Raw genomic sequence first — 23,973 nt, 5'->3', positions numbered from 1 at the left:
TTTACTGCGAAAGTCGGTTCATAACCGCTTCCAAAAAGGCAAGTTTGCTCCATGAAGTACCACCTTGAGCATTGGGATCTACAATATTGACGAAGGTTTTCCCATTCTTAACGGCATTGATGCTGCTCCAAATCGGATTCTTCTCCAAATCTGCCAACGCCTGCGGTTGATCCTTGTTCTCTCCTTCAGAGAATTGCACGAACAGATAATCCGGGTTCATATCAGCCAATTTCTCCAGAGAAACCGCCTCTTGTGCTTTAACCGTATTTAACTCTTCCGGTACCTTTGCTCCTAGATCAGCATACAGCGAAGGATTGAAATATACATCTGCAGGATATGCATACAGATTGCCTGTACGAATCCTTACCATGAGTACCTTTTTATTTTCCCATATTGGTTTGAGCTTCTGTTGGGCCGCCTCCGCATCTTGCTTGTACTTATTCAGGATCTCTTTCGCTTTCGCCTCTTTGCCCGTAAGCTCTCCCAACATTAATAGATTCGCTTCCCAGTTCGTTGAAATATGGGATACTGGAATCATTGGAGCGACCTTACCTAGCTGATCTGCCACCGCAGGCCGAAATTTAGAACTTCCCAGAATTACATCCGCTTTCAATTTGAGAATCGTTTCAGCGCTAGGCTGCATTCGGTCACCAACGTCTGTAGCTCCTTCCATTGCTTTCTCCATGAACTCAGGGAATTTCCCGCCCGAGGTAACCGCCCCAGTTGGTTTCACTCCCAGGACAGCCGCATCTTCCATCGCTTCCAGACTAGCTATAATAATATGATCCGTTTTGGCCAGCTTATAAGTCTTATCTAGATATGTAATCGTCTTGGCACTTTCTCCGTCAGAAACAGACGTTTGTGTCGATGCATTGGTATTCTTTTGGGCTGAGCTATCCATCTCCTGTACCTTTTCACCACATGCCGTCAACAGCAAACTTGCCGATAACAAGGTACACATCCATACTGCAAATTTCTTCATGATCTAAAAGACTCCCCTCTACCTACTTGAATTTACAGATAATAATTATCATTATCATTGATAACTATTATCAATAGTAGGAGAGAAATCGGTGTATTGCAATATTTTTTCTAATATTTATTAAAAAGAGAGCTGACTTCTCCTGAAATCATTGCAATTAGGAAGCATCAGCCTCCCCTGTTCTGTTGGATATCATTCACATTCCATTCTTTATAGAACTGCTCCAAATACATCTCCATCCATTGATGCCGGACCTCCGCTAGCTCTCGGGCATAAGTGGTGTTCATTAAATCCTTGAGCTTGAGCAGCTTTTCGTAAAAATGGTAAATAGCACTTTTACCTGCGGCGCGATATTCATACTGTGAATAGTCCTGACCTGGTTCATGCATGATACTGCCCTTTGAGCCTGCATACATAAAGGTTCTTGCAATCCCAATCGCTCCCAGGGCATCCAACCGATCTGCATCCTGTACAACCTGACCTTCCAGCGTTTCCATAGGCGGGTTTTGTCCACCATTGTAGGACATTGTAGCAATAATGGTCATTACGTGTGTGATCACGTCAGGATCGTTTACATGCAGATGAAGCCACTGCTCAACTTTATCCAGCCCCGCTTGTTTGGAATCATTCAATTTTTCATCCGCTACATCATGCAGCAGTGCTGCCAGTTCACACACGAACGGATCTGCACCTTCTTTTGCAGCGAGTTCAATGGACAGCTTCCTCACCCGGTCAATATGCCACCAATCGTGACCACTGTGGTCATGCTCCAACTGTTGCTGTACATACGGCTCTGCCTTTTGAATGATATCTACCCTTATCGCTTCCTGTTGCTCTGTTCGTCTGTTCATAAGTCACCTTTCAATCCCGTCCATATTTGTTATGTGAGAGGTTAGTTTATTTTTTTATATGCTTGTCCATTTGCTTAGCGCGAATCATCGAGAGCGCCTTACGGGCTGCCAGCTTCCCATTTGTGCTTCCATGCTTCACTACTTCTTTTAATATTTCGGTCGCTGGTTCATACCCATGATATCCCAAAAGAATACATGCACGTTCCTGTACATACATATCTTCATCGTCCACATAGGAAAGCAATGAATCCACCTCACTGACAGGTGTAATCGCCATTAAGCTGTAAAGAAGCTGACACCTCACGTCATCCTCCATAGATGAATCCTTTTCCAGTATAGCCTGTAATTCATGCATACAGCGAATATCTTCTGCTAGTTGTTCGGTGCTTATGTTCTCGTCAGACGGGTAATCCTTATGCATCTGTTCCCAATCGAGCTCCGGGTTTTGCTCCAACTCTGCAATCAACGAAGCCGCACTTCGGTATATCGGTGACAAATCTGTTTCCTCATGATTTATATAACATAATTTATATGCCAACGGTCCTTCTACATACAGGCCTACATAATTAGAATGATCATCCGTCCATAGAGGGACGATATGTTTGAACACCTCGATCTGCGCCATCCACTCAGTACTCTCAGCAAGCTCCTGTTCACTCAGTAATCGTAGCTGAACCTTCTGCCCTTTCTGCTTCTTACTATGGATCAGTAAAGCTTCCAGCGTATCGTCAGGCAGATAAATCGCTAGACGCTCAAACACCTCTCGTAAGCTCATTTTTTCACACTCCTAATCTTTTCTACTCCAAATCTACTATTTAAGTCCCGAAAAAGACAGGCTTTCTTCATTTTATTCTATATGTGTGTGGCATCCAACCTTAGGTCGAGAAGTCCTTAACTATGCAAAAAAAGAACCTCCTCAACCACATCAGCTGTAGTTAACGGAAGTTCTTTATTAAACACTGATTCCCTTATCTTACTCCAAGACACCAAGCTCGCGGTTTTTTTCCTTGAATCGGCTGTTATGAGAAGATACATATGCCGCTTTGTCAGCTGTCGGATCAATGTACAGCTTGGCGCTGTTGAGGGCAAGGGCGGCGTCTGTGAACGTACCTGCAATCAGATACAGCTTGCTTCCGTACTCGACAAAATCGCCTGCAGCAAAAATCCCCGGTAGATTCGTTTCCAGCTTGTCGCTCACGCGGGCATGCCACTCTCCCATATCCAGTCCCCAATCTCGCAGAGGACCGAAATCGGATTTTAGACCATGATTTACGATAACTGCATCAACATTCAGTATCTCTGTTTCGCCCGTATCTACATGATTGATCGTCACCTGCTCAATCGTCTCTCCGTTGTTGCTATGTAACTGACCTACCGCGTAAGGTGTGAGAACACGAACCGAAGAGGATTTCATACGGGCTACATTTTTCTCATGTCCGCCAAAATGATCCCGACGATGTACAACTGTCACACTCGCCGCAATAGATTCCAGCTCATTCGCCCAATCTACCGCCGAGTTGCCTCCACCGGAAATCAGAACATGTTTGTCCCGGAACGGCTCCAGCTCTTGTACGGTATAATGCAGATTTGTAACCTCGTAACGGTCAGCGCCTTCAATCTCTAGTTTAGCCATTTTGAGAATACCATAGCCTACGGCCAGAACGATCGTACGCGTCCAATGCTGTTCCCCTGTGGCAGAAGTCAGCAGGAACGTACCATCTTCTTGCCGATCCAAACCCGTAATCTGTTGCCCCAATACAATGGTAGGCTCGAACGTCCGTGCCTGCTGCTCCAGCTGGTCGATCAGCTTTTCACATAAAATCGGGGTAACGCCTCCAACATCCCATATCATCTTCTCAGGGTATATGCGCATCCGTCCGCCTAGCTCATGCTTGGCTTCGATCAGCTTGGTTTTCATATCTCTCATTCCACTGTAAAACGCGGTATACATACCGGCAGGACCGCCGCCGATGATCGTTACATCATATAATTCCAAGGACTCTGTCACTCTGCAACTCTCCCTATCATAACGTAATATGTCTGCTTCTATTATAAGTGATAATAATTATCAATATCAATTAAGAAATAAAAACATATCTGTGACAGAGGTTTTTGTGATTTTGGAACTACATTTTATACAGTTATCTGGCTATTGCTTTTGTTAATCTTGTGTGTTAGGCAGGGATTGATTCACTATTGCATGCAATGCTTTTTCATTCAACCCAGTCTGTACAAATTGAAAACGGTGGCCTGCCAGTCTCTGAACTCGATCTATGATCTGCCCGAGATGATAAGCCGTATGCTCAACCACATGGTAAACATCATACATATTTATATAGCCTGTATTATCCAATGCTGCACAGAAGGCAGAAAAAGCATCTTCAACTTCATCCATAAGTTGCTCACCAAGTATTGATCGTACATTCTGTGCTTGGATATGATCGTAAATTCATGCATGGAAGAATTCATATGTTCATTTCCTCCTTCATCTTTTCAGCTGTATTTTTTGAAAAAGTCACTTCCGTGGATTATCCAATATCGTTCAGCAGGAGGGACCTCTTCCAAAAAGTTCTGATATTCCCCTTTCCACCCCACCGGGACATAATGTTCGAAAGAAGCTGGCTCTGGAAATAGTGAGTAGAGAATTTTCTGGTCAAAATCAACATATAAAGCAGGACAGAATTCCAACACTTCATCCTTATGCTGGATTGCATCATCTAGCATCTGGAGCATTGTAGTGAGTTCTCCCACAGCCACCTTATATTCACAGATGTGTTCCAAAAATGCTCCCGCGGTAGTCTCATTCAAAATAGCGATACCAAACCGTTCCTCCATCTCGGTATTCAAAAACCAATACTCTCTTTCCGTCACATACCAATTCCATTGTCCATGAAAAATGACACCGACAATAATATTTTGTGCATATTCAGGCCATATTTTCATGAGCTTCTGTGTTCCCCTCCCTCACTTACAGCTCGATCCAAAACCGGTTTACACGGTTTCCATCTTCCTCTATGTAATCCTTGTCTGGTGTTCCGCCGTTTCGCAGAATCGTTCTTTTGGAACTGATATTATCGGAGTCGCATACGACGAGGGCTCTGGAAACACCCAACTCTTTTGCTTTGCCCAATGCCAGACTCAGCATAGTCACAGCGTACCTGTTCCCTCGTGCAGAAGGACGGATACCATAACCGATATGACCGCCAGCATTTAACAGATGCTCATTAAGATCATGACGGATATTCACTGCTCCGACGACCTGGTCATCTGCATCCATCAGCCAGTATGTCGAACTTTTAACCCAGCCTTCAGACAAGCCAATTCCATTTTTCTGTTGATTTAAAAACGTCAGCATACCTTCAAAATCATACGGTTCTATAGAAATCACCCAAGGCACCATTTGCTCCTGGCTTTTTTTCCATTCCTCATAAAATGAAAGATAAGTATCCTTCCAGCGCCGATCCGGCTCAACCAATCTTACGGTCTGCATCCCACTCACGACCTCCTCTTTAAGCGCTCCATATATCTACTAATGGTCGTCATCTTTACACCCCATAGTTCTTAGTCGTTGCTTCCAGGGTTTCATCTGTCTCCGCCAGCCACACAGAACTAACCTCAAACGTCCCCGGCTCGAAAAACAATGGGAATCTCCGCTTAAACCAATCCTGCATCGGCAAATTTAGTGCTTCCTTCATATCCACCCACAGCAGATCTCCCTCAGGGGGATTCTTTAATAGTTCACCTTCCGTTGCTGTAGCCAAATAGTTAAAGACCATGTATCTCAGCCCTTGATTTGGATCACAATATTCGTCGATTCCTTTAAATACAATTTCCGTAACCGTTAAGCCCGTTTCCTCCTTTACTTCGCGAATGGCTCCGTTCACAATGCTCTCTGGGAACTCTACTTTTCCTCCTGGAGCAATATAACCTGGAAACCCCTTTCGATTGGGTCTATTCATAAGCAATACCTTGGTTCCGTCTTGAATCATGCACATAGTATATATTTTGTGTGTCACTTCTGTAGCCAATCCAATCATACCTTTCTTTATTCACGATTCTCTATGATCTAGCTTTTAACTTTCTCACCGACATATTGTAATTGGTTAAATATAGTATTCCAATCAGAACAATCACAGTCCCTCTTCAAACAACTGCATACCTATAATTTCAAAGGAGACACCATCGCCTGCTTTAACGTGGATATCACCATTCATTTCTTCCGAATCTAAAACAAACGTAGCATCTCCTACAACAATCTCCAGACATTCTATCCCGCCTGCTTCGCCTTGCATCACTTGTTGTATCATTCCTTGAATCCAATAGTCGCCTAGCTTTGGTTGTGGGCGAACAACGCCTGTCTTTTCAGTAGGCCTCAGTCTTCTGAACCCTTCTATACTGGATTGAGAAATTTCAACCGAAATGACACAGCCAGGAATTAACTTGTCCAAGCTTTGTTTATACGGAACAACATACGCATATCCCGAGGTCAGTTCACACCAAAAAGATGTCCAGTAGCCGTATACCTTTTCCTCGCCAATACTACGAATGATGACCTTTTCATCTTTATTTACTTCCTTGATCTGTACGCGCATATTCGGAGTCCTCAGTAGATATTTTTCTTATAATAATAGTGTTTAAAGCCTCTAGGAGCCTCCTCAATGACACCGACTACTTCATACCCATGTTTCTCATAGAATTCAGGCGCTTGAAAAGAAAAGGTATTTAGTTGTATAAAATTACATCCTTTATCTCTAGCCATTTGTTCGATTTCATCAAGCAATTGCGAACCGTAGCCCTTTCCTCTATGGACCTGATCTACCCACAAAATATCAACCTCCACCCAGTTCCAACATAGTACACTTAGAAGACCGCCGATGACCTGACCTTCTCCATTTTTGAGCGTAAGATTAATCTCTTCATATTGGGTTTGAATATCTGCTGGGACGTGTTTTGCATTAAACTCAATCAACTTGTTTCTGACGAAACGAGCTTCATCCTTACTACTTCGACTCATTTGAGGTTCCAGCGTCATGGCTTAAATCCTCCAATTTAGAATGTATACTAACACTACTGATTCAATCTATAAAATACTAAAGTTAGAAACCTTTCATCTTCCTACTGTTATTTATTGTATATACTTTTCTAAGTTTAGTCACATGATTCATTTTAACCCGACGTAAACGCAAAAAAGCAGGCTCCCTATGAAACAGAGAGCCTGCTGTCTTTTGTATCATCGTCAGGCTTACAGAAGAAGAGATGGGATGATCAGATAGAAATATCCAGTGATTTTCCAACCCCAGTAATATCACTGCCATTCGAGCTGCTGGCGCGAGTCATTTCCATATTGCTTGGAGCGGACTTTTCCATTTTTGGTGTTGACGTGCTGCTGGATTGAGAACTTTGCTGTGCAATCTGGGCTTCAATTTGTTTAATTTGCTGCTGAAGCTGCTTCATTTTTGTTTCTTTTGTATCTTTATTATCTTTGCTTTGTTGTACCTTGTTGTACTCTGCTTCAAGCTGAGCTTTTTGCTTTTCCAGACTGGCTGTATTGTTGGCACTGGATGAAGATGAAGTACTTGCAATAGATATAGAATTGCTGGAAGTCGCTGAAATATTCATAGAAAAATCCCCCTTTTTAAAAGTTAAGTTTGAGTTACAGATGTGGGCTAACCGGTTCTAAGGTACGCTATTGCACCCTAAAGATTATGACGAAGATGATAGAGATTGTTCGAAAATCTTGGCGATTTTATCGAATAAAGCCGATATTTCCTCATCTGTTGCATTCGATTCTTCTGTGTTTCCCCATGCGTTTTTCAATGCAGAAATCAGATCTGTTTGCTCATCTGTTTCTGCAGATACGGAGCCGGATAGAAGCTCGGAACTCAGGACGTTTTGCAAATCACTCAGTAAGGATCTTTTTTCATCTACCGTAAGCTCTTTTTCAGATGTAGTGGTGTCATCCTCTTGATTGGTAGTCGCCTGAATATTCCATGCAAATGGGGGCATAATTCCACCCATCGCCTGCATCATTGGAGGCAGACCACTGCCATCAACTTCAGGTCGGAATGAGTCATCTTCAGGCGGCGCAGGGCGATTATTTTGGATGGATTCTGCTATCTTATCGAATAAATTGGATACTTCCGCATCTGTTGCTGTCGAAAGATCCACCCCGAATAACAAGTCACTGACTGCAGCCAAAGGATTTTTCGTACTGTTGTTGATTTCATTCGTTTCAGATAAAGCACTTGAAGACGTTAAGTAATTTTGTAAATCTGACAACAACGCTTTCTGTTCATCCGTAGTCAGCGCCACAGTATCCTGGTCGTACTTGTAGTCATAACTGTAGTTTTCCGTAGGAAGTGGAGCCTGCATACCCCCGGCATATTCCATAAATTCCGCACTTAATTCGAGTGAATCGTTAGATTTCTTGTGTGTGGTATGCCCCGTGTTATTTAGTCCATTCTCATTTGACTTCAGCGTATTCGAATTATCGTAGGAAGTCGAAGTCTTGATGAGATGCCTGTTAATGGATAGTGACAAAGTAGATCCCCTCTCAATGTACATAGTGTTTTTAGCTGCCCACCTCTCTTTCATCGGTAGCAAAACTGAAGGCAGCCTGAGGGAATGCTGAATGATAACTGAATGAATACGGACTGACCCATACGTACTCTTTTTCTTTTTTCCTAGACCATAGTCAAGGAAAGACCCCTCCGCAGGACGGGGAACTGAACCCTACTCCAGACAGGAGCAAGTAAAGGGATAATTTGTTACTCTTAGCAGAGAATAAATGAACGTATATTGAAAATTGAAGGTAGGGAAAGGTGTATGATCCGTATTAGTCATTTGGTTCATGAAAGACTTATGTTCCTATTCAAATTTTTGTACTCACCTGCATATGTAGGTAGCGTAACACCCAGTTCCAGATTTTTAGCTAAAAATATGATAGAATCCATTCCATGGAGTGAAGTTCATGCCGTGGCTGAGCTCGGGGCTGGAACAGGCGCAATTACCCAATACATTCCGTCTACGACAAAAATTCATCCCAAAGTTCTGCTCTTTGAGAAGGACCCGACCATGCAGCAGAGTTTAAAAAGAAGATTCCCGAATTATCTGTGCTATTCCGACTCGCGTGAGCTTCAGCTTGCTATGAAAAATGCCCAAATTGAACAGCTCGACTGTATAATCAGCGGGCTGCCATTCTTCAACTTTCCACAAGCGATGCGAGATCAAATCGTAGAACAAATTCATCTATCACTTAGGGATGGAGGAATGTTTGTTGCCTTTCAATACTCTAAACAGATGAAGCAGCAGTTAGGTGAATGGTTTGATATTGAAGAAATCAAGTTTGTACCTATGAATGTTCCACCCGCATTCGTCTATGTATGCCGAAAGAAAGCTTAAGAAAGGAGTATGGGAATGGATGTTGAATATTTAATTTCCATTATCGAACAATATGGCTATGCAGCATTATTCTTCTCTCTATGGCTCGGAATTGTGGGACTGCCCATTCCAGACGAAGTTATAGTGATGACTGGCGGGGCCGTAACAAGCATGGGGATACTTCATCCGTTACCTGCTTTTTTAATTGTATATCTTGGGGTTGTATCAGGCCTATCCTTAGGTTATGTGTTGGGCAGAAGCTTGGGTACACCCATTTTGGATCGTTTGCGCCGAAAGAAAAAAATGGACAAGTATATTACTTTTTCAGAAAATTTAGTACATAAGTATGGAAACTTCACGATATGCATCAGCTACTTGCTGCCAATCGTTCGCCACATTGTCCCTTATATTGTGGGGATCAATAAAATGAGCTTCAAACGCTATGCCCTCTTCTCTTATTCAACGGGCTTGATTTGGACGCTGATCTTCTTCCTGCTCGGACGTCTCTTTGGTGACCATGTACAAACAGCAGGAGAATTGATTCATCGTTATGGCTTGCAGGTGGCATTGCTTCTCATCATGCTGACAATTATATTTTTTATAATGAAATTTGTGTGGGGGAAGAAAACAACGGAGGAGTAAAGGTTGAGTCTATTCGGCATGTTCATAAATTTAAAAGTTACCTGTCGTGCCACTACGCAGACGAATGGTGCTTCCCATCGCCACCGCCCCCGGATTTCTGAAATCGACAAAATACAATTCGAACATACCAAATATATTTATAGGGATTCAAAGATGCTGTGCAATTTTTAAATGAGTTACGTAACACCTATACTGGTTAAGAACTCATAATGATTTTCAACTTTTAAAATATATCTTATGAAAAAACAAAAAAGCGCCTAGAACAGGCGTTTTCATTTTTGTCCTTTTTAGCAATAGTATCCATATGATATACTATAAACTAACAACAGAATGGCTTAGATGGGCGGTCGGCTAGTCTCCTGCAAAGGAGGTGATGCCTGTGGAGGTTAAAGATACGCTGATGTTGATGATTCAATTTGCAACGTTGGTGATCTTGATTATTTCCTTCAACAAAAAGAAATAGACCGCCCTCTGGAAAAGGTTAGCGGTCTATTTTACTAATCCAACCCTACAGCCACCGCCCTTATAAGCGGCTGTTGTAAAAGAGTGAGGATGTTAGAGCATCCTTACTCTTTTTTAAGTATATACCTATTGTCTATAGTTTATCACAAGAAAAACCATATTGACAATATGGAAAACCTTTTATGGGCAGCTTTCACCCTGAGCTATTTTTTTAATTGAAGCAGCTTAACCAGCTTGTCATGAATAGCCGTATTCGGGTAATTTCCACTAAATTGGGAGGAACCCGGACCCATTGCAGTTAGCGCTACATCAACGGATGTATGTCCTCCTGTGGTCCAGTCGATATAAAACTTCTCATCAGAACCTTTTACGGTAAAAGGGCCGTCCTCTTTGGAGACACCTTCACCGGATTCATCTTCCGCATCTTCGCCTTCAATGGCCAAACCGCCTGTTTCATGGTCTGCCGTCACTAACACCAAAGTATCTGGATGCGCTTTGGCATAGTCCTTAGCTACTTTTACAGCCTTATCCAGCTGCTGCCCGGCTTTAATGGTTAATTCACCTTCATTGTCATGCGCCATCTCATCAGTTCCTTCTTCCTCTACCATCAGGAAAAAGCCTTTTTTGTTTTTGGATAGAACATCAATCGCTTTCGCTGTCATATCCGGTAAAGAAACCGTTGGGTTGTAAGAATTGCCTAGTTTGTTGTGAGCTTGGAACATTTCTTCATTAGCGAATAGACCTAGCAGTTTAGAGCCTTTGGCTGCTTTCATTTCAGCCTGATCTGTCACATAGCTATAGCCCAACTTCTTCGCTTGTTCCACCAAATTTCCTTGAGTTCCCTTACTAGCTTCCTCAGGATCTTCTGCCGGTGCATCTGGATGTTTGCCTGGTGTTCCTGCAGGGTACCAGAAATCCTCACCCCCGCCCAGAATCACATCCAGCTTGCTTTTCTCAAGATACTGCTTGGCAATCTCGCTTTGCGCGGAGCGCTTCTCAACATGCGCACCAAAGGCAGCGCCCGTCGCATCTGTCACTTGGCTTGTCGTCACCACTCCTGTAGACATGCCTGCTTTTTTAGCCAGCTCCATAATGGTTGTCACTGGTTTTTTATTCAAATCCATTCCGATCGCGCCGTTATACGTTTTCACACCTGTTGCAATGGCAGTCGCAGCAGCGGCAGAGTCTGTAACTAGGTTGTCCCCTGAACTCGTACTAACCAGACCCGTTATAGGCATCTTGTCCATTTCAAGCAATCCCGATTTTCCAACCGTTGCTAAGCGAATCGCGTTGCGACTGGCTTCCCCCATACCATCACCGATAAAAAGAATGACGTTTTTAGGAGTATCCGCTTTAGCTGATACAGCCTTCTGTGCCTTGGACTCTGCAACAGTGGACTTCGGAGAAGTCGCGGCTGCAAAAGCTGTAGGGATATCAGCAGATAATAAGGGTACAGTCAAAACGGTCACAGCACTTAACGCAAGGATACTCTTTTTCATGGAAGGCTTTTTCACAAGGTCACACTCCAATAAATTTAATATTCATATATGATAATTTCATCATATATTGGTTTTGTAAAAAATCGTAAAGCACTAGGTTTCCCGAATGTAAAAAATTGAAGTGGTCAGCTATGTTTTTATAATAAAAAAAGAAGACATCGACTCATGGTATACCAAGAGTTGATGCCTTCTGTTGTTTATACTACATCGCGGCGATATTTTTGCCGATGGGCATGGTGTAGTACAGCGGTTTTTGCTGTCCGTTTTGCTGATAGACTACAAGCAGCAATGTGCGGCCTTCGGCTGTTAATGGGCTACCACCACTCAGGATATGATCCAGACTGAACGGCAGCACATCCAGCACAGCGTGCTTTTGCAGTTCCTTTTCACCCAGCTTCAAAGAAGCAAAGGCTGGGATCATCTCGCGGTATGGCTGCGGCTGTTGACTAGCCAAATCCGTCTCACCCGTATTCTCCTTGCTCACATCTGCCGCCGCAGGGGACAGCAGCGCATCCGGGTGCTGAAGGGCCATTTTCATATAGCTGGACCAATCGTCCTTCTCCAAAGTATGCTCCCACCAGATTTTGCGCGGCTTATATTTATGGTTGAGGAAATAATCAAGCTTCATCAGCCCAAGCACCATATCCATTCGCTTGGTTCCCCGCGATTCCAAAAAGGACTGGAGACGCGTAAACAAGTCTTCGAGCTGATGTCCAATTTTTTGCCATCCCTGTCCTTCCCAGTAGTCTCCGAATTCCTGAAAGAAATCAAAGGCGGACGAGAATTCACGTTCGATCAGGTAGTTCACCGTATGGTCCATACGATGAGAGTTCCAGTATTTTTCCAATACATCTTCCAAGCGTTTGAGCCGTACGATATCGGCAAAGGAAAGGACGTCATTGCTCAACATTTCATACGGCGCAACATCCATATACGTATAGTTATACTTATCGGCATCAATGCGCAGACCAGTACCACGCAGCATTTTGAGAAAGCCCAGTTGAAGCTCTTCCGGTCCAAGCGCAAAAACGTCATTAAACGTTTTACGGAATGTGTTGTAGTCCTCCAATGGCAATCCGGCGATCAGATCCAGATGCTGGTCGATTTTCCCGCTTTGCTTGACCTTTGTAACAGTCCGGGAAAGCTTGGTGAAGTTCTGGCGGCGCTTAACCAGTTCATTGGTGGGATCATTCGTTGACTGGACACCGATCTCAAAGCGAAATACCCCCGGTGGCGCGTTCTCCGCCAAATAATCCAATACCTCGGGACGCATAATATCTGCCGTAATCTCAAACTGGAAGACACAGCCACGGTGATTTTCAATCAAAAACTTGAACATTTCCAGCGCATAATCGCGTTTAATATTAAAGGTTCGGTCCACAAATTTAATCAATTTAGCCCCATTGTCAATCAGATACAGAATATCCGACTTGGTGCGCTCGATATCGTAATAACGCACCCCGACCTCAATGCTGGACAGACAAAATTGGCAACTGAACGGACAGCCCCGGCTCGTTTCAAAATAGACAACCCGTTTCCCGAGTTCTGGGATATCCTCTGCAAAACGATATGGTGACGGCAGCTCGTTCAAGTCCGCTTTTGGACGACCCGGCATGATAATGACCTCTTCTCCCTTACGGTAAGCCAGTCCATATACAAAATGGAACTTGCGATCCCCTTCCAGCTCCTGCAGCAGTTGATGGAAAGTTTCCTCTCCCTCACCAACAACGATAAAATCCACATTCGTCAAGCGCTTCATCCAGTGCTCTGTATCGTAAGATACCTCCGGGCCACCCAAAACAATCTTGACCTCGGGCATAATCTTTTTCAACACATCAATGACTTTAATCGTCTCTTCAATGTTCCAAATATAACAGGAAAAACCGATGACATCTGCCCCTCGTTGAAACAGATCGGATACGATGTTCATCACCGGGTCCTTAATCGTATACTCCGCCAGCTCGATATCAAAATCCTTTTCACTGTAGGCTTTGAGGCATCGGATGGCCAGCGAGGTATGAATATATTTTGCGTTTAACGTTGATAAAATGACTTTCATAGGTCACAACCTTCTATAAGTTTGCATGGACTCTTACATCCTTAGTATAGCTATTCAAAATCCTCGTACACATCATCTTCAAAGATCTCATCCTCGCTCACCATTCCGCCGGTATTCCCCTGATTTTGAAAGAAATCAAGAAACGGCTTGCCATACTTGCGGAACTTCACTTCACCAACACCCTTGATCCGCAACATGTCTGCCTCGGATTGCGGACTCGCTACGCTCATCTCTCGCAGCGTGGCATCATTGAAGATGATATAAGACGGTACATGCTCCTGAGCGGCCAGATCACGGCGGATCAGGCGCAATTGCTCGAACACAGTTTCGTTGACTGCGGCAGGATAGGTATCGCGCCCCTTTCGTCCACGTGATCCCGCTCCACCTGCAAAAGCAGTGGCATGCCGGACCACACGCTGCATAACTTCGCGCTGGCCTCTCAGCACTTCAGCAGCAAGCTGCTGCAAGCGTACGACCGGATATTGCCCCTCGGATAGCATCAGATAGCCTTCCGAAACAAGAACATTGATAATTTCAGCAATTTCTTTTTCCGTTCGGTTGCCCATCACACCATAGGTTGGCAGGCTGTCAAAACCATACTGCAGCACCTTTTTGTTGCGCGAGCCTTTCAACACCGAGGCTACCATTGAAACCCCATACCGTTCCCGCATACGATGTATGCACGAAAAAATCTTTTGCGCATCTATGGTCATATCCACCAGTTCCCGCTCATCTGTACATGAACTGCATATGCCGCAGGCTTCATGCTCCTGCGCTTCTCCGAAATACTCCAGCTGTGCTGAACGTAGGCAGCGAGTCGTGTAGCAATAGTCAACCATCTGTTGGAGCTTACGGTAGTCGTTGCGCTTGCGGTCTTCATCCTGTGGATTTTGCTCAATCAGGAACTTCTGGGTCACAATATCTTGCGGTCCGAACAGCAAAATACATTGACTTGGGTCACCATCACGTCCTGCGCGTCCTGCTTCTTGTACATACGCCTCCATATTTTTAGGCATATTGTAATGAATGACATAACGTACGTTTGATTTATCTATCCCCATACCGAAGGCATTGGTTGCGACAATAACACGGATATCGTCGTAAAGAAACCCTTCCTGGCTGTCTGCACGTTCCTGATCAGTCATTCCTGCATGATAACGTCCTGCTGCCATGCCAGCGTCGCGCAGGCGTTGATATAAATCATCCACGTCCTTACGTGTCGCCGCATAAATAATGCCCGATTCACCCTCATGTTCACGGGCATAATTTAGCAAAAAGCTACGTTTGTCCTCCCCACGCAGCACACTGAATGCCAAATTCGGCCTTCCAAGACCTGTAACGAACGTTTCCGGTGAACGCAGACGAAGCAGGCGTACGATATCATCCATAACCTGCGGTGTAGCCGTTGCCGTAAACGCAGCTACGATTGGACGTTCATACAGCCCGTCCACGAATGGAGCCACCGCCAGATAGCTGGTACGAAAATCATGACCCCACTGGGATACACAGTGAGCCTCATCTACCGCAACGCAGGAAATCGGTAACTGAGCCATCTCATCACGGAACCAATCCAATTCCAGCCGTTCAGGGGCGACATACAGCAACTTCAAATCTCCGTTCCGTGCGGCGCGTATACGGTCGTTGACTTCTCGACCGCTCAACGTGCTATTAATGTAGGCAGCTGCAATCCCCATCGTGGTCAGCGCATCCACCTGGTCTTTCATTAACGAGATCAGTGGTGACACAACAATGGTCAGCCCCTCATGCAACAACGCGGGAATCTGGTAGCATATCGATTTTCCGCCACCTGTTGGCATGATGCCCAAAGTGTCGTTGCCTTCCAGCATACTGGCCACAATTTTCTTTTGTCCCTCCCGGAAATCGGGATAGCCATAAAATTTTTGCAGCAAGTCCTGCGCCCGTTCCAATGTTGGTGCTTGTACACTCATAGTTTCAAAACTCCTCATATTTCTAGCGTCCTCGACGCATATCGGCTTTTCTTTCGTTACCTTTAGTTTACCGGGGTTAAGGGTAATGTTCAACCGCTGGAAGTCTGTCAATCGGGTTTTAGTCTCTTATGGCATTCGCTGTTTTCTCATGATATAGTGGACACGGTGCCGCAAATGGTCCATAACTATGAAGAGATACGGCTCCAAAAAGGAGAAAGAACCCATGAATAATCGGAAACCACAAAGGAAAAATCATACAAAATCAACCTCAAACTCAAGCCATTCCAAACGCAACCACAAATCCGCCGGAAAATCTGGCTCCTATAGACCGGAAGCTCAACGGAAAACCCATACTTTGGATAAAGCACCTGCCAAAACATACATCGTTCAGGAGCCTGCCGAGCTATTGAGCTTTTTAGTTGAGCATGTGACTGGTATGGGCCGTAATTCCATTAAATCAGCATTGGCGCGTGGACAAGTTTCCGTCAATGGTATTCCTCGTACTGTGCATAATTTTCCGCTGGAGCAAGGACAGACTGTCGCGCTCTCCAAGGAAAAGGTAGCTCCTGTGGTGCCGCTAACCGGGCTGCGTATTTTGCATGAGGACGAAGCTATTATCGTTATCCATAAAGATGCCGGGTTGCTTTCTGTCGCTTCTGCGCAGGAGCAGGAAGTCACAGCATATCGCCAGCTTACAGCCCACGTACGACGCGAGCATCCGTACAACCGTATTTTTGTACTGCATCGTTTGGATCGTGATACATCAGGAGTGATGATGTTTGCGAAAAGCGAAGCCATACAGCAGGAAATGCAACAAGCGTGGAAGGAAGTTGTGTATGAACGAACATACATTGCTCTCGTAGAAGGACAGGTAAAAAAAGAAGCGGGCACAATCACCTCATGGCTGAAAGAAAGCAAGACGCTAAAAATGTACTCCAGTCCTTATCCGAATGACGGACAGCACGCAGTCACTCATTACAAGCGGCTTCAGGCCAATCGGCATTTTTCTTTGCTGGAAGTACGTTTGGAGACCGGACGCAAAAATCAAATTCGCGTGCATATGGAGGATATCGGTCATCCGATTGTTGGGGATAAAAAATACGGCTCTAAGTCCAAGTCGATTGGCCGCCTTGGTCTGCATGCAAAGGTATTGTCGTTTATACATCCCGTCACCGGAGTATTGCTGCGTTTTGAATCCGACATTCCTAAAACCTTTATGAATCCGTTTAGAGAGTAGACTGCAGTAAAGCACACGAAGAAGAGTGTAATAATACAAAAGGAAATTAGGGGGTTGTAAAAACAGCCCCCTTTTTTTGTTGGTTAAGCGGTATACCTCCGAACACCATCAGCCATTTTCATCAATTCATCCCATATATATATGGGTGAATTACACACTGGACATTCTACCCAACCGTTTAAGTAGGGTAGCTGGGCAAGAAGTAATTTCTCATCTATTTTTTGAGCATATTCGTGTAGCCACTGTATATTTGCACCTCTATGGTCCAATGAACGGGGGCGAATCGGATAGGGGATTAGATCGCCTGAACTGACAGGGTCTTTATCATAGACAACCAGAGTGTCACCCTGTTCATCAGGCCAAATATAGAGCGGGGTACCGCAATGGGGACAATCCAGCATATATTCGTCACCTGTATCATAGGTTTGCAGCATATAGGCTACGCAATGATACCCCTCAAAGGCGGCAGCCGCAGCAAGGACATAGCGCTTGCCGACATCTTCTTCATGTTCTTTCGCATAGAGCACCATTTCTTCCGTCAATTCTGCAAGGCGAACGATGGCACTTCGATATTGCGCGTAGATATATTCTGCCAGGCTAGAATCCACTTCCACCTGATCCCTTGCAAATTCCAATGGGATTTTGGTATGTAAGGGATTATTATTCTTCGCTTCAAATATTCCACAAATGTTATATATATCTGCCCGAATTCCTATATCAGAACTCTTTAGCGCAATGTCTACTAGGTAAGGTACAGCCGCAAATGTACAAGTATACAACGTATTTTGGTGATACAATTCCTCCCAATACAAGGTGTCAGCTATTTCGCCATCATATCCGGCTTGGAGCTGTTTTAACATTTCTGGGACGTATTGAGAAGAACCGTAGGGGCCTTGGAGCAGAGTCCAGACCGGATCGGACAAAGCCAGCATCTTGATACTCCTTTCACCGTTTTCTTACAGTAACATGAGATAGATTTATAAAATGAGTTTGCTATCAAAAATTCATTTAACATCATAATTCTTAGCTTGTTACGTTTATTTCATTATACGCATATCAGTAGCTGAAGTTGCTTTTCTCATTTTATGCAATGTACAAAGTCACTATTTTTGAGGGTCTATAATCATATTCGGTTAAGATTTGGGCATTATGAAGATAAGATACATTAAATTCAGGAATTACGAACCTAAAATTTTCTATTACATTACGAATCCACTGTCAATTTCGTTCCTTTCCTGTATACATAGTCCACATTATAAGCCCTGTTACTTAAAAATTGCTGAGTAAGAAATAAAGTATATTAACGTTAAATTCCCATACATGTAAAATGGAGAGTGTCTTAAGTGACGCTGCCTGTTTTTAATGATGCCAAACGGGTAAGACATACATATTCAAGTCTTTATTTTGGTCCGTTACAGAACGGATTGTATGAATCGGTATATGAAGAGGCATGTTGGGAATATTACGTATGAATACTGCGACTATAAGGGGAAATAGCCTATGACCATAACACCGGAACAGCGGATTACCCTGCACGGATTTAACAATTTGACCAAATCATTGAGCTTTAATATGTACGATATTTGTTACACCAAAACGAAAGAGGAACGCGAGGCGTATATTGAATATATTGATGAACAATATAACTCGGATCGACTGACAGCTATTTTAAAAAATGTATCCGATATTATCGGCGCCCATGTACTCAATGTTGCTCAGCAGGATTATGTCCCTCAAGGAGCAAGCGTGACAGTGCTTATATCAGAAGGGCCGATTGTGGAGGTACCGAATGAATCGTATGCAGAGTCACCAGGCCCCTTACCTGAGTCTGTCGTGATGCAACTGGATAAAAGCCATATTACGGTTCACACCTACCCTGAATATCATCCAGACGAGGGGATTAGCACGTTTCGTGCAGATATTGATGTTTCTACCTGTGGGGAAATCTCTCCGCTCAAGGCACTTCACTATCTGACTCATTCTTTTGATACTGACATTATGACGATTGATTACCGGGTACGCGGCTTCACACGTGATACGAATGGTCATAAGCTTTTTATCGACCATGACATTGCCTCGATTCAAAACTATATTCCCGACGAAGTGCGCAATCAGTATGACATGATCGACGTGAATGTGTATCAGGAAAATATTTTCCATACCAAGTGCAAGCTAAAACAATTTGATTTGGACAACTATCTGTTCGGCTACACGAAGGAAAGTTTGAGTGAAAAAGAACAACAGAATATATCAACACGACTCAAAATCGAAATGGATGAAATTTACTACGGCAAAAATATGACGTAAACAAAAAATGGATCATTTCGTTGTACAAAGGACGATTGCTTGGACTGGAATTCAGCCGGGCTTTCGTCCTTTTTGGATACAAAATCACGGATATTACTCAGCTTGATCTGTACAAGTGGAAGAATGTTCACTATGATAGGGAAAGAAACCACTAATTTAAACTATCAGCCCAGATGTTAGACTTGCTCTCGATTGTAAGCGCAATCAATTGATCTCACTATTTTGTTATGAAAGACAAAGGAGGAATTTGTATGCAAGGCGGTATTGGCGGTAAAAATATTATTTTACGACTGGAAATTTCCACCGAGCACATCCAGTTTGGTCAATTGATTACGTTGGTAAACGAACATGGCGGAGATGTCATTGCCATTGACGTCATCCGCACCTCTGAGAAGGCCACTGTGAGAGATATTACAGTCACCATTGCTGATCCAGCAGAAATTGACCGAATGATCGCCCGGATTAAAAAAGCACAAGGTGTAAAGGTACTGTCCATCTCTGATCGCACCTTCCTCTTACATCTCGGGGGCAAGATTGAAATGCAGCCCAAGGTCCCGATTCAAAACCGTGACGACTTATCCCGGGTATACACTCCTGATGTGGCGCGCGTATGTATGGCCATTCATGAGGAGCAGGACAAAGCTTTCCGGTTAACGATCAAGCGCAATACTGTCGCTGTCGTCTCTGACGGAAGCGCTGTCCTCGGACTCGGCAACATCGGTCCATATGCAGCCATGCCGGTAATGGAAGGCAAAGCCATGCTGTTCAAGCAGCTTGGGTCCGTCGATGCCTTCCCGATCTGCCTGGATACGCAGGACACGGAAGAAATCATTAAAGCCATTAAGCAACTGGCCCCAGCCTTTGGCGGTATTAATCTAGAGGATATTTCATCGCCGCGATGCTTTGAAATTGAACAGCGGTTACGTGACGAGCTGGACATACCTGTTTTTCATGATGATCAGCATGGCACAGCTGTCGTGTTGTACGCAGGGCTGATTAATGCGCTCAAGGTGGTCGGCAAAGCTCTGTCTGACGTCAAAATTGTCGTCTGCGGTATCGGGGCTGCAGGTGTGGCCTGTACCAAAATTTTGCTATCTGCAGGGGCAGTGAACATTATTGGTGTAGACCGGAACGGTGCGCTTACAGCTGATGAAACCTATGAGCATCCGATGTGGAACTGGTATGCGCAGCATACCAACCCCGAACGGCTGTCCGGCACGCTATCTGAGGTTCTGAAGGACGCGGACGTGTTTATCGGTCTGTCGGCAGGCGGAATATTGCAACGAGAAGACGTGAAGCGCATGAAAGAAGCTCCTGTCCTGTTCACCATGGCAAACCCGGTCCCCGAAATTAACCCAGAGGATGTCGAGGACATTGCAGGGGTCATCGCTACCGGACGTTCAGACTATCCTAACCAGATTAACAATGTACTTTGCTTCCCCGGCATATTCCGAGCAGCACTGGACTGTCGCGCACGTGAAATTAACGAAGAGATGAAGCTGGCAGCCGCAGAAGCTATCGCAAGCACAATCCGTCCCGATGAATTAAACAAACTGTATATTATCCCGGGTGTATTTAACGAGGGCGCCGTACAACAGGTGCGTAAAAAGGTGATTCAAGCCGCTATTGCGAGCGGTACGGCCAGAAGAGTGCCTAGAGATTTCAGATAAAAGAAAAGGATTGCTTCCGTAAAGCGGGTGCAATCCTTTTGTATAGAAGGATAGGGCTGTATTTCGGTATCCTTCACAGTGATTATGGTTTCCATTTAGAAAACAATTGACTGGCACGCTGGGCAAACTCCTCCAGGTTGATACTGGAGTTGTCCAGCTTGTAATACCATTTTTTGATCGTCTCCAAAATCCATGAAGGAATCTTAACCTCGGAGAAACCGGAATAGAACGTATGATACGCCCACACCAAATGCTCCCAACGCTTGTCATCGCCTTCTTTTACATATTCAGATACATCTAGCACCTTGGCGCGTCCATCTTGCATGAGTACATTTTTGAGATGAATATCACGAGGATTCAGCCCCCTGGACCGAACAAATTCCCTCGCCTTTTCCACGTCCTCAATGACCTGCTCCGGCACCGGAATTCCTTGCAGCAGGCAATCCAGCAGCGTAATACCAGATTCGTAACTAATGACAATATACTTATCGCCTTTTCCGTAATAATGAGGAAAAAAATCAGAACCTTGCAAACGCTCATATACATCGGCCTCTGCATCTTTTTTTTCGATCGCCATGTCTGAATACACCTTAAACGCGTAGCCTGGCAAAGTATCGAGCGTAAATACGGCCGCATCTGTCCCAATGCCGATACAGCGGACGCCTTGGGTGGCTGTTTTAATGGTAACTGGGTCATTATCCTCCGTACTATATACGGTCACTTGACTTATGATGTCGTCTGCCTGCCTCCATTGTTCTACCATGCGCGATCCCTCCTTCTCTGTTCTACCCATTTCAAATGAAGTTAGATCTATAACAGATAAATAGTATTACGGACCAGCTTTTGAAATAGCTTCAAAATAGGTTGGATTCTTTTGGGTGACACGATATGTACCGCGTCTAACGTGCGTCGGGCAGGAGCAGCTTTCTTAGCCCTGCATAGCTTGCCGCAGTTTCATAGGCTCCCGACACATCAGATTCCGGAATAGCGTTCCTGTGATTGAACCAAATTACCCGCCAATTTGCAGCTATAGCTCCCGCCACATCATTACGCCAGGAATCCCCAATGTAGCAGCAATGCTCTGCTAAAGTACCTGTCCGTTCGTTGACTATTTCGAAAATGCGCGGATCAGGCTTGGCATAACCAACAGTCCCAGACACAAAAATATGCTCTGCCGCAACATGATTTTCCAGTGTCATAGCTTTAATTTTGCTCATCTGATGTTCTTCAAGACCATTCGTAATCAAACCGACCAAATAACCAGCCGAGCTCAATTCATCGATTAATGAGGTAGCCCCCTCAAAAGACTCAATTCGGTACTGACGATCCAAGTATTCTTGTTGGACATGCACTGCCTGCTCACGGGTAATATCTACCCCGAATTCTTGTAGAGCCAGAATAAAACGACCTTCCCTCATATCATCCAGTTCATCCTGCCCTACTTTCCCCTCCAATAGTCCTCCTTTAGCCGATAGTAAATCGCTGTAATAGCGAATACGGTGGTAGACTTCCTCATATGGAAAACGCTCACTTAATCCTAATACTGTACGCAATGCATCACGTGTAGGGTGCAAATGATCGTACATCGTATCATCTACATCAAAAAAAACAGCCTTCTTTTGCAAGTTCATATGCCCACTTCTTTCTGTTAAATCTTTGGATGACACTCTCTATACCTTGTCCTGATATTATACCCGTTGACCTATTACGTTGCACCCTGACCTTCCCAACCCGTATCTCTCATTCACCCTTCTCAGGTGATAACATACACTGAAAAGACTGCATTTTCGCAAACTCACTTTACTTCACTACTGCGCTAACATAGGTATCTTGTCCTGGTTTGAACGAAAGCGTTTTATTTTGACAGCACACGGGTAAAAGGTCACATTTTTGAAAAAATTCGTCATACAGGTTTACATTTCGTGTAAAATCACGTACCTTTTAGGGATGAACGCTTTACAGATGTACTTGGATAAGGGAGGTATACACAATGGATTCCGGTTCTAACCTAGCCTACGGATCAGCCACACCTTTGATTGAGGCACTTATAGAGTTTGAACAGGAGCTTGAAGCGAACCGGCATTCTCTGAGTTTTGATTTGGGCTTGATTATGGAACAGGGCCGCGCTCCGCGATATATGGCTACACCGCCTGATGTTATTCCTTTTGCCCACGCTGGAGTGGACGGGATACATTATGGCTTTTTAACCGATTTTGGTCTTGAAAAGGACCTTTCACAGGCTCCGATTGTATGCGTTTCTCCCGTCGATTGGACGGGGGTATGGGTGGTTGCCCGCCATTTGCAGGATTTTCTAAGCGTTGTTTATACAGAAAACAGTTCATTAAAACGATACTATGCCAGTGGAGCTGACTATTCTGGACATGCCGGTCAGCGTCCTCTGCAAGCTGTGGATGAACGTACCGCATTTGTACGCGAATGCTTTCGGGAGCGCTTTGGCATTCTGCCGATTCAAGATATGGCCGCCTACATCGACAGCTTGCGAACAGAGCGTAAGCAAAATGAAGTTGCTCCTACACTGAATGGCTTGGGTATTCAGACATCTTCTTCTATGAAGCGTAGCTCTTCTATTGAGAGCGACTTCTTGAACGTAACGGAGCCGTTCCTCTGGGAACAACAAGGTGAAGCTGTACGTGAGTTGTTCCGCAGCGGTTCGCGTGAAGCCAGACTGGCCTTTATTCGGGATGCTCAGACACGGCATCTGTTCACCCATTCAGCCCTTCGTGCTTTTGTAACAGGGCAGCTTAAGTTGATGGGCTTGTCTGAGGCCGCAACATACCTAGAAGAGTCCTACTATACCGTTATTCCGGATACGATGGAATCTCGATAAACTCCATAGATTCCCCCAATTTAACCGCCTCTGAAAAGGCGGCTTTTTGTGCTACAATAAATGAAAACAACAGGGTCGAACGACCTG

General features: G+C 44.5%; 25 protein-coding genes. 7 read left to right on the top strand and 18 right to left on the bottom strand.

The window, feature by feature from the left end; genetic code table 11:
- Position 1: 1 nt before the first annotated feature.
- The 12 genes from EGM68_RS07300 to EGM68_RS07245 all read right to left on the bottom strand — a co-directional run bounded on the left by EGM68_RS07300 (position 2) and on the right by EGM68_RS07245 (position 8,373).
- On the bottom strand, positions 2-982 hold the full coding sequence (locus EGM68_RS07300; RefSeq protein WP_129548920.1) for an ABC transporter substrate-binding protein: 981 nt from the start codon (positions 980-982) through the stop codon (positions 2-4).
- A gap of 167 nt (positions 983-1,149) precedes the next feature.
- Positions 1,150-1,833, bottom strand: a complete 684-nt coding sequence (locus EGM68_RS07295) for an HD domain-containing protein (RefSeq protein WP_025676331.1) — start codon at positions 1,831-1,833, stop codon at positions 1,150-1,152.
- A 46-nt stretch (positions 1,834-1,879) separates the two neighbouring features.
- The gene (locus EGM68_RS07290) at positions 1,880-2,608 is read right to left on the bottom strand and encodes a HEAT repeat domain-containing protein (RefSeq protein ID WP_129548919.1); all 729 of its coding nucleotides are present in this window, start codon (positions 2,606-2,608) and stop codon (positions 1,880-1,882) included.
- Positions 2,609-2,806: 198 nt separating this feature from the next.
- Entirely contained in the window at positions 2,807-3,841 is a 1,035-nt protein-coding gene (locus EGM68_RS07285) for an NAD(P)/FAD-dependent oxidoreductase (protein ID WP_129548918.1), read from the bottom strand.
- 153 nt (positions 3,842-3,994) lie between these two features.
- On the bottom strand, positions 3,995-4,228 hold the full coding sequence (locus EGM68_RS07280; protein WP_025676329.1) for a hypothetical protein: 234 nt from the start codon (positions 4,226-4,228) through the stop codon (positions 3,995-3,997).
- Between the two features lie 98 nt (positions 4,229-4,326).
- A complete protein-coding gene (locus EGM68_RS07275) occupies positions 4,327-4,776 on the bottom strand; it encodes a hypothetical protein (RefSeq protein ID WP_129548917.1) in 450 nt (149 codons plus the stop codon).
- A gap of 25 nt (positions 4,777-4,801) precedes the next feature.
- The gene (locus EGM68_RS07270; RefSeq protein WP_013370026.1) at positions 4,802-5,323 is read right to left on the bottom strand and encodes a GNAT family N-acetyltransferase; all 522 of its coding nucleotides are present in this window, start codon (positions 5,321-5,323) and stop codon (positions 4,802-4,804) included.
- Positions 5,324-5,378: 55 nt separating this feature from the next.
- The gene (locus EGM68_RS07265) at positions 5,379-5,870 is read right to left on the bottom strand and encodes an 8-oxo-dGTP diphosphatase (protein WP_013370025.1); all 492 of its coding nucleotides are present in this window, start codon (positions 5,868-5,870) and stop codon (positions 5,379-5,381) included.
- 93 nt (positions 5,871-5,963) lie between these two features.
- Positions 5,964-6,425, bottom strand: coding sequence for a hypothetical protein (locus EGM68_RS07260; RefSeq protein WP_129548916.1), 462 nt, complete (start codon positions 6,423-6,425; stop codon positions 5,964-5,966).
- Positions 6,426-6,436: 11 nt separating this feature from the next.
- A complete protein-coding gene (locus EGM68_RS07255) occupies positions 6,437-6,865 on the bottom strand; it encodes a GNAT family N-acetyltransferase (RefSeq protein WP_058829214.1) in 429 nt (142 codons plus the stop codon).
- A 233-nt stretch (positions 6,866-7,098) separates the two neighbouring features.
- Positions 7,099-7,452, bottom strand: a complete 354-nt coding sequence (locus tag EGM68_RS07250) for a FlxA-like family protein (RefSeq protein WP_013370022.1) — start codon at positions 7,450-7,452, stop codon at positions 7,099-7,101.
- Positions 7,453-7,536: 84 nt separating this feature from the next.
- Complete coding sequence (locus EGM68_RS07245; RefSeq protein WP_129548915.1) at positions 7,537-8,373, bottom strand: hypothetical protein; 837 nt, start codon at positions 8,371-8,373, stop codon at positions 7,537-7,539.
- 285 nt (positions 8,374-8,658) lie between these two features.
- On the opposite strand from EGM68_RS07245, the gene EGM68_RS07240 reads away from it, so the two are divergent.
- The 3 genes from EGM68_RS07240 (at position 8,659) to EGM68_RS26505 (ending at position 10,318) form a co-directional block, all read left to right on the top strand.
- Entirely contained in the window at positions 8,659-9,234 is a 576-nt protein-coding gene (locus EGM68_RS07240; RefSeq protein ID WP_013370020.1) for a class I SAM-dependent methyltransferase, read from the top strand.
- Between the two features lie 15 nt (positions 9,235-9,249).
- Positions 9,250-9,855, top strand: coding sequence for a DedA family protein (locus tag EGM68_RS07235; RefSeq protein WP_025676321.1), 606 nt, complete (start codon positions 9,250-9,252; stop codon positions 9,853-9,855).
- A gap of 373 nt (positions 9,856-10,228) precedes the next feature.
- Positions 10,229-10,318, top strand: coding sequence for a putative holin-like toxin (locus EGM68_RS26505; protein WP_007429455.1), 90 nt, complete (start codon positions 10,229-10,231; stop codon positions 10,316-10,318).
- A gap of 202 nt (positions 10,319-10,520) precedes the next feature.
- Here the strand turns inward: EGM68_RS26505 and EGM68_RS07230 are convergent, their stop codons facing one another.
- From EGM68_RS07230 to recQ, 3 genes are all read right to left on the bottom strand, one after another.
- A complete protein-coding gene (locus tag EGM68_RS07230) occupies positions 10,521-11,831 on the bottom strand; it encodes an alkaline phosphatase (RefSeq protein WP_025676320.1) in 1,311 nt (436 codons plus the stop codon).
- 187 nt (positions 11,832-12,018) lie between these two features.
- Positions 12,019-13,875: a B12-binding domain-containing radical SAM protein gene (locus EGM68_RS07225; RefSeq protein ID WP_025676319.1), complete on the bottom strand. Its 1,857-nt coding sequence runs from the start codon at positions 13,873-13,875 to the stop codon at positions 12,019-12,021.
- 50 nt (positions 13,876-13,925) lie between these two features.
- Positions 13,926-15,824, bottom strand: a complete 1,899-nt coding sequence (gene recQ, locus EGM68_RS07220) for a DNA helicase RecQ (RefSeq protein WP_129548914.1) — start codon at positions 15,822-15,824, stop codon at positions 13,926-13,928.
- 223 nt (positions 15,825-16,047) lie between these two features.
- On the opposite strand from recQ, the gene EGM68_RS07215 reads away from it, so the two are divergent.
- Positions 16,048-17,061, top strand: a complete 1,014-nt coding sequence (locus EGM68_RS07215; RefSeq protein WP_025676317.1) for an RluA family pseudouridine synthase — start codon at positions 16,048-16,050, stop codon at positions 17,059-17,061.
- An 83-nt stretch (positions 17,062-17,144) separates the two neighbouring features.
- Here EGM68_RS07215 and EGM68_RS07210 read toward each other — a convergent pair whose 3' ends face one another.
- The gene (locus tag EGM68_RS07210) at positions 17,145-17,993 is read right to left on the bottom strand and encodes an RING finger protein (RefSeq protein ID WP_040101831.1); all 849 of its coding nucleotides are present in this window, start codon (positions 17,991-17,993) and stop codon (positions 17,145-17,147) included.
- A 568-nt stretch (positions 17,994-18,561) separates the two neighbouring features.
- Between EGM68_RS07210 and speD the strand changes: the two genes are divergently transcribed.
- Positions 18,562-19,368 carry an adenosylmethionine decarboxylase gene (gene speD, locus EGM68_RS07205; protein WP_025676315.1) on the top strand — a complete coding sequence of 269 codons (807 nt, stop codon included), beginning with the start codon at positions 18,562-18,564 and terminating at the stop codon, positions 19,366-19,368.
- 251 nt (positions 19,369-19,619) lie between these two features.
- The gene (locus tag EGM68_RS07200) at positions 19,620-21,038 is read left to right on the top strand and encodes an NAD-dependent malic enzyme (RefSeq protein WP_013370011.1); all 1,419 of its coding nucleotides are present in this window, start codon (positions 19,620-19,622) and stop codon (positions 21,036-21,038) included.
- A gap of 82 nt (positions 21,039-21,120) precedes the next feature.
- Here the strand turns inward: EGM68_RS07200 and EGM68_RS07195 are convergent, their stop codons facing one another.
- Both EGM68_RS07195 and EGM68_RS07190 read right to left on the bottom strand, forming a co-directional pair.
- On the bottom strand, positions 21,121-21,801 hold the full coding sequence (locus EGM68_RS07195; RefSeq protein ID WP_129548913.1) for a protein kinase family protein: 681 nt from the start codon (positions 21,799-21,801) through the stop codon (positions 21,121-21,123).
- Between the two features lie 136 nt (positions 21,802-21,937).
- A complete protein-coding gene (locus EGM68_RS07190; RefSeq protein WP_129548912.1) occupies positions 21,938-22,669 on the bottom strand; it encodes an HAD family hydrolase in 732 nt (243 codons plus the stop codon).
- Positions 22,670-23,028: 359 nt separating this feature from the next.
- Here EGM68_RS07190 and EGM68_RS07185 point away from each other — a divergent pair, with 359 nt between their 5' ends.
- Entirely contained in the window at positions 23,029-23,886 is an 858-nt protein-coding gene (locus EGM68_RS07185; protein ID WP_040101834.1) for a hypothetical protein, read from the top strand.
- Positions 23,887-23,973: the final 87 nt, after the last annotated feature.

Source organism: Paenibacillus sp. M-152 (assembly GCF_003856555.1).
Taxonomy (GTDB): domain Bacteria; phylum Bacillota; class Bacilli; order Paenibacillales; family Paenibacillaceae; genus Paenibacillus; species Paenibacillus polymyxa_C.
This window is presented reverse-complemented; position numbering and strand designations above follow the sequence as displayed.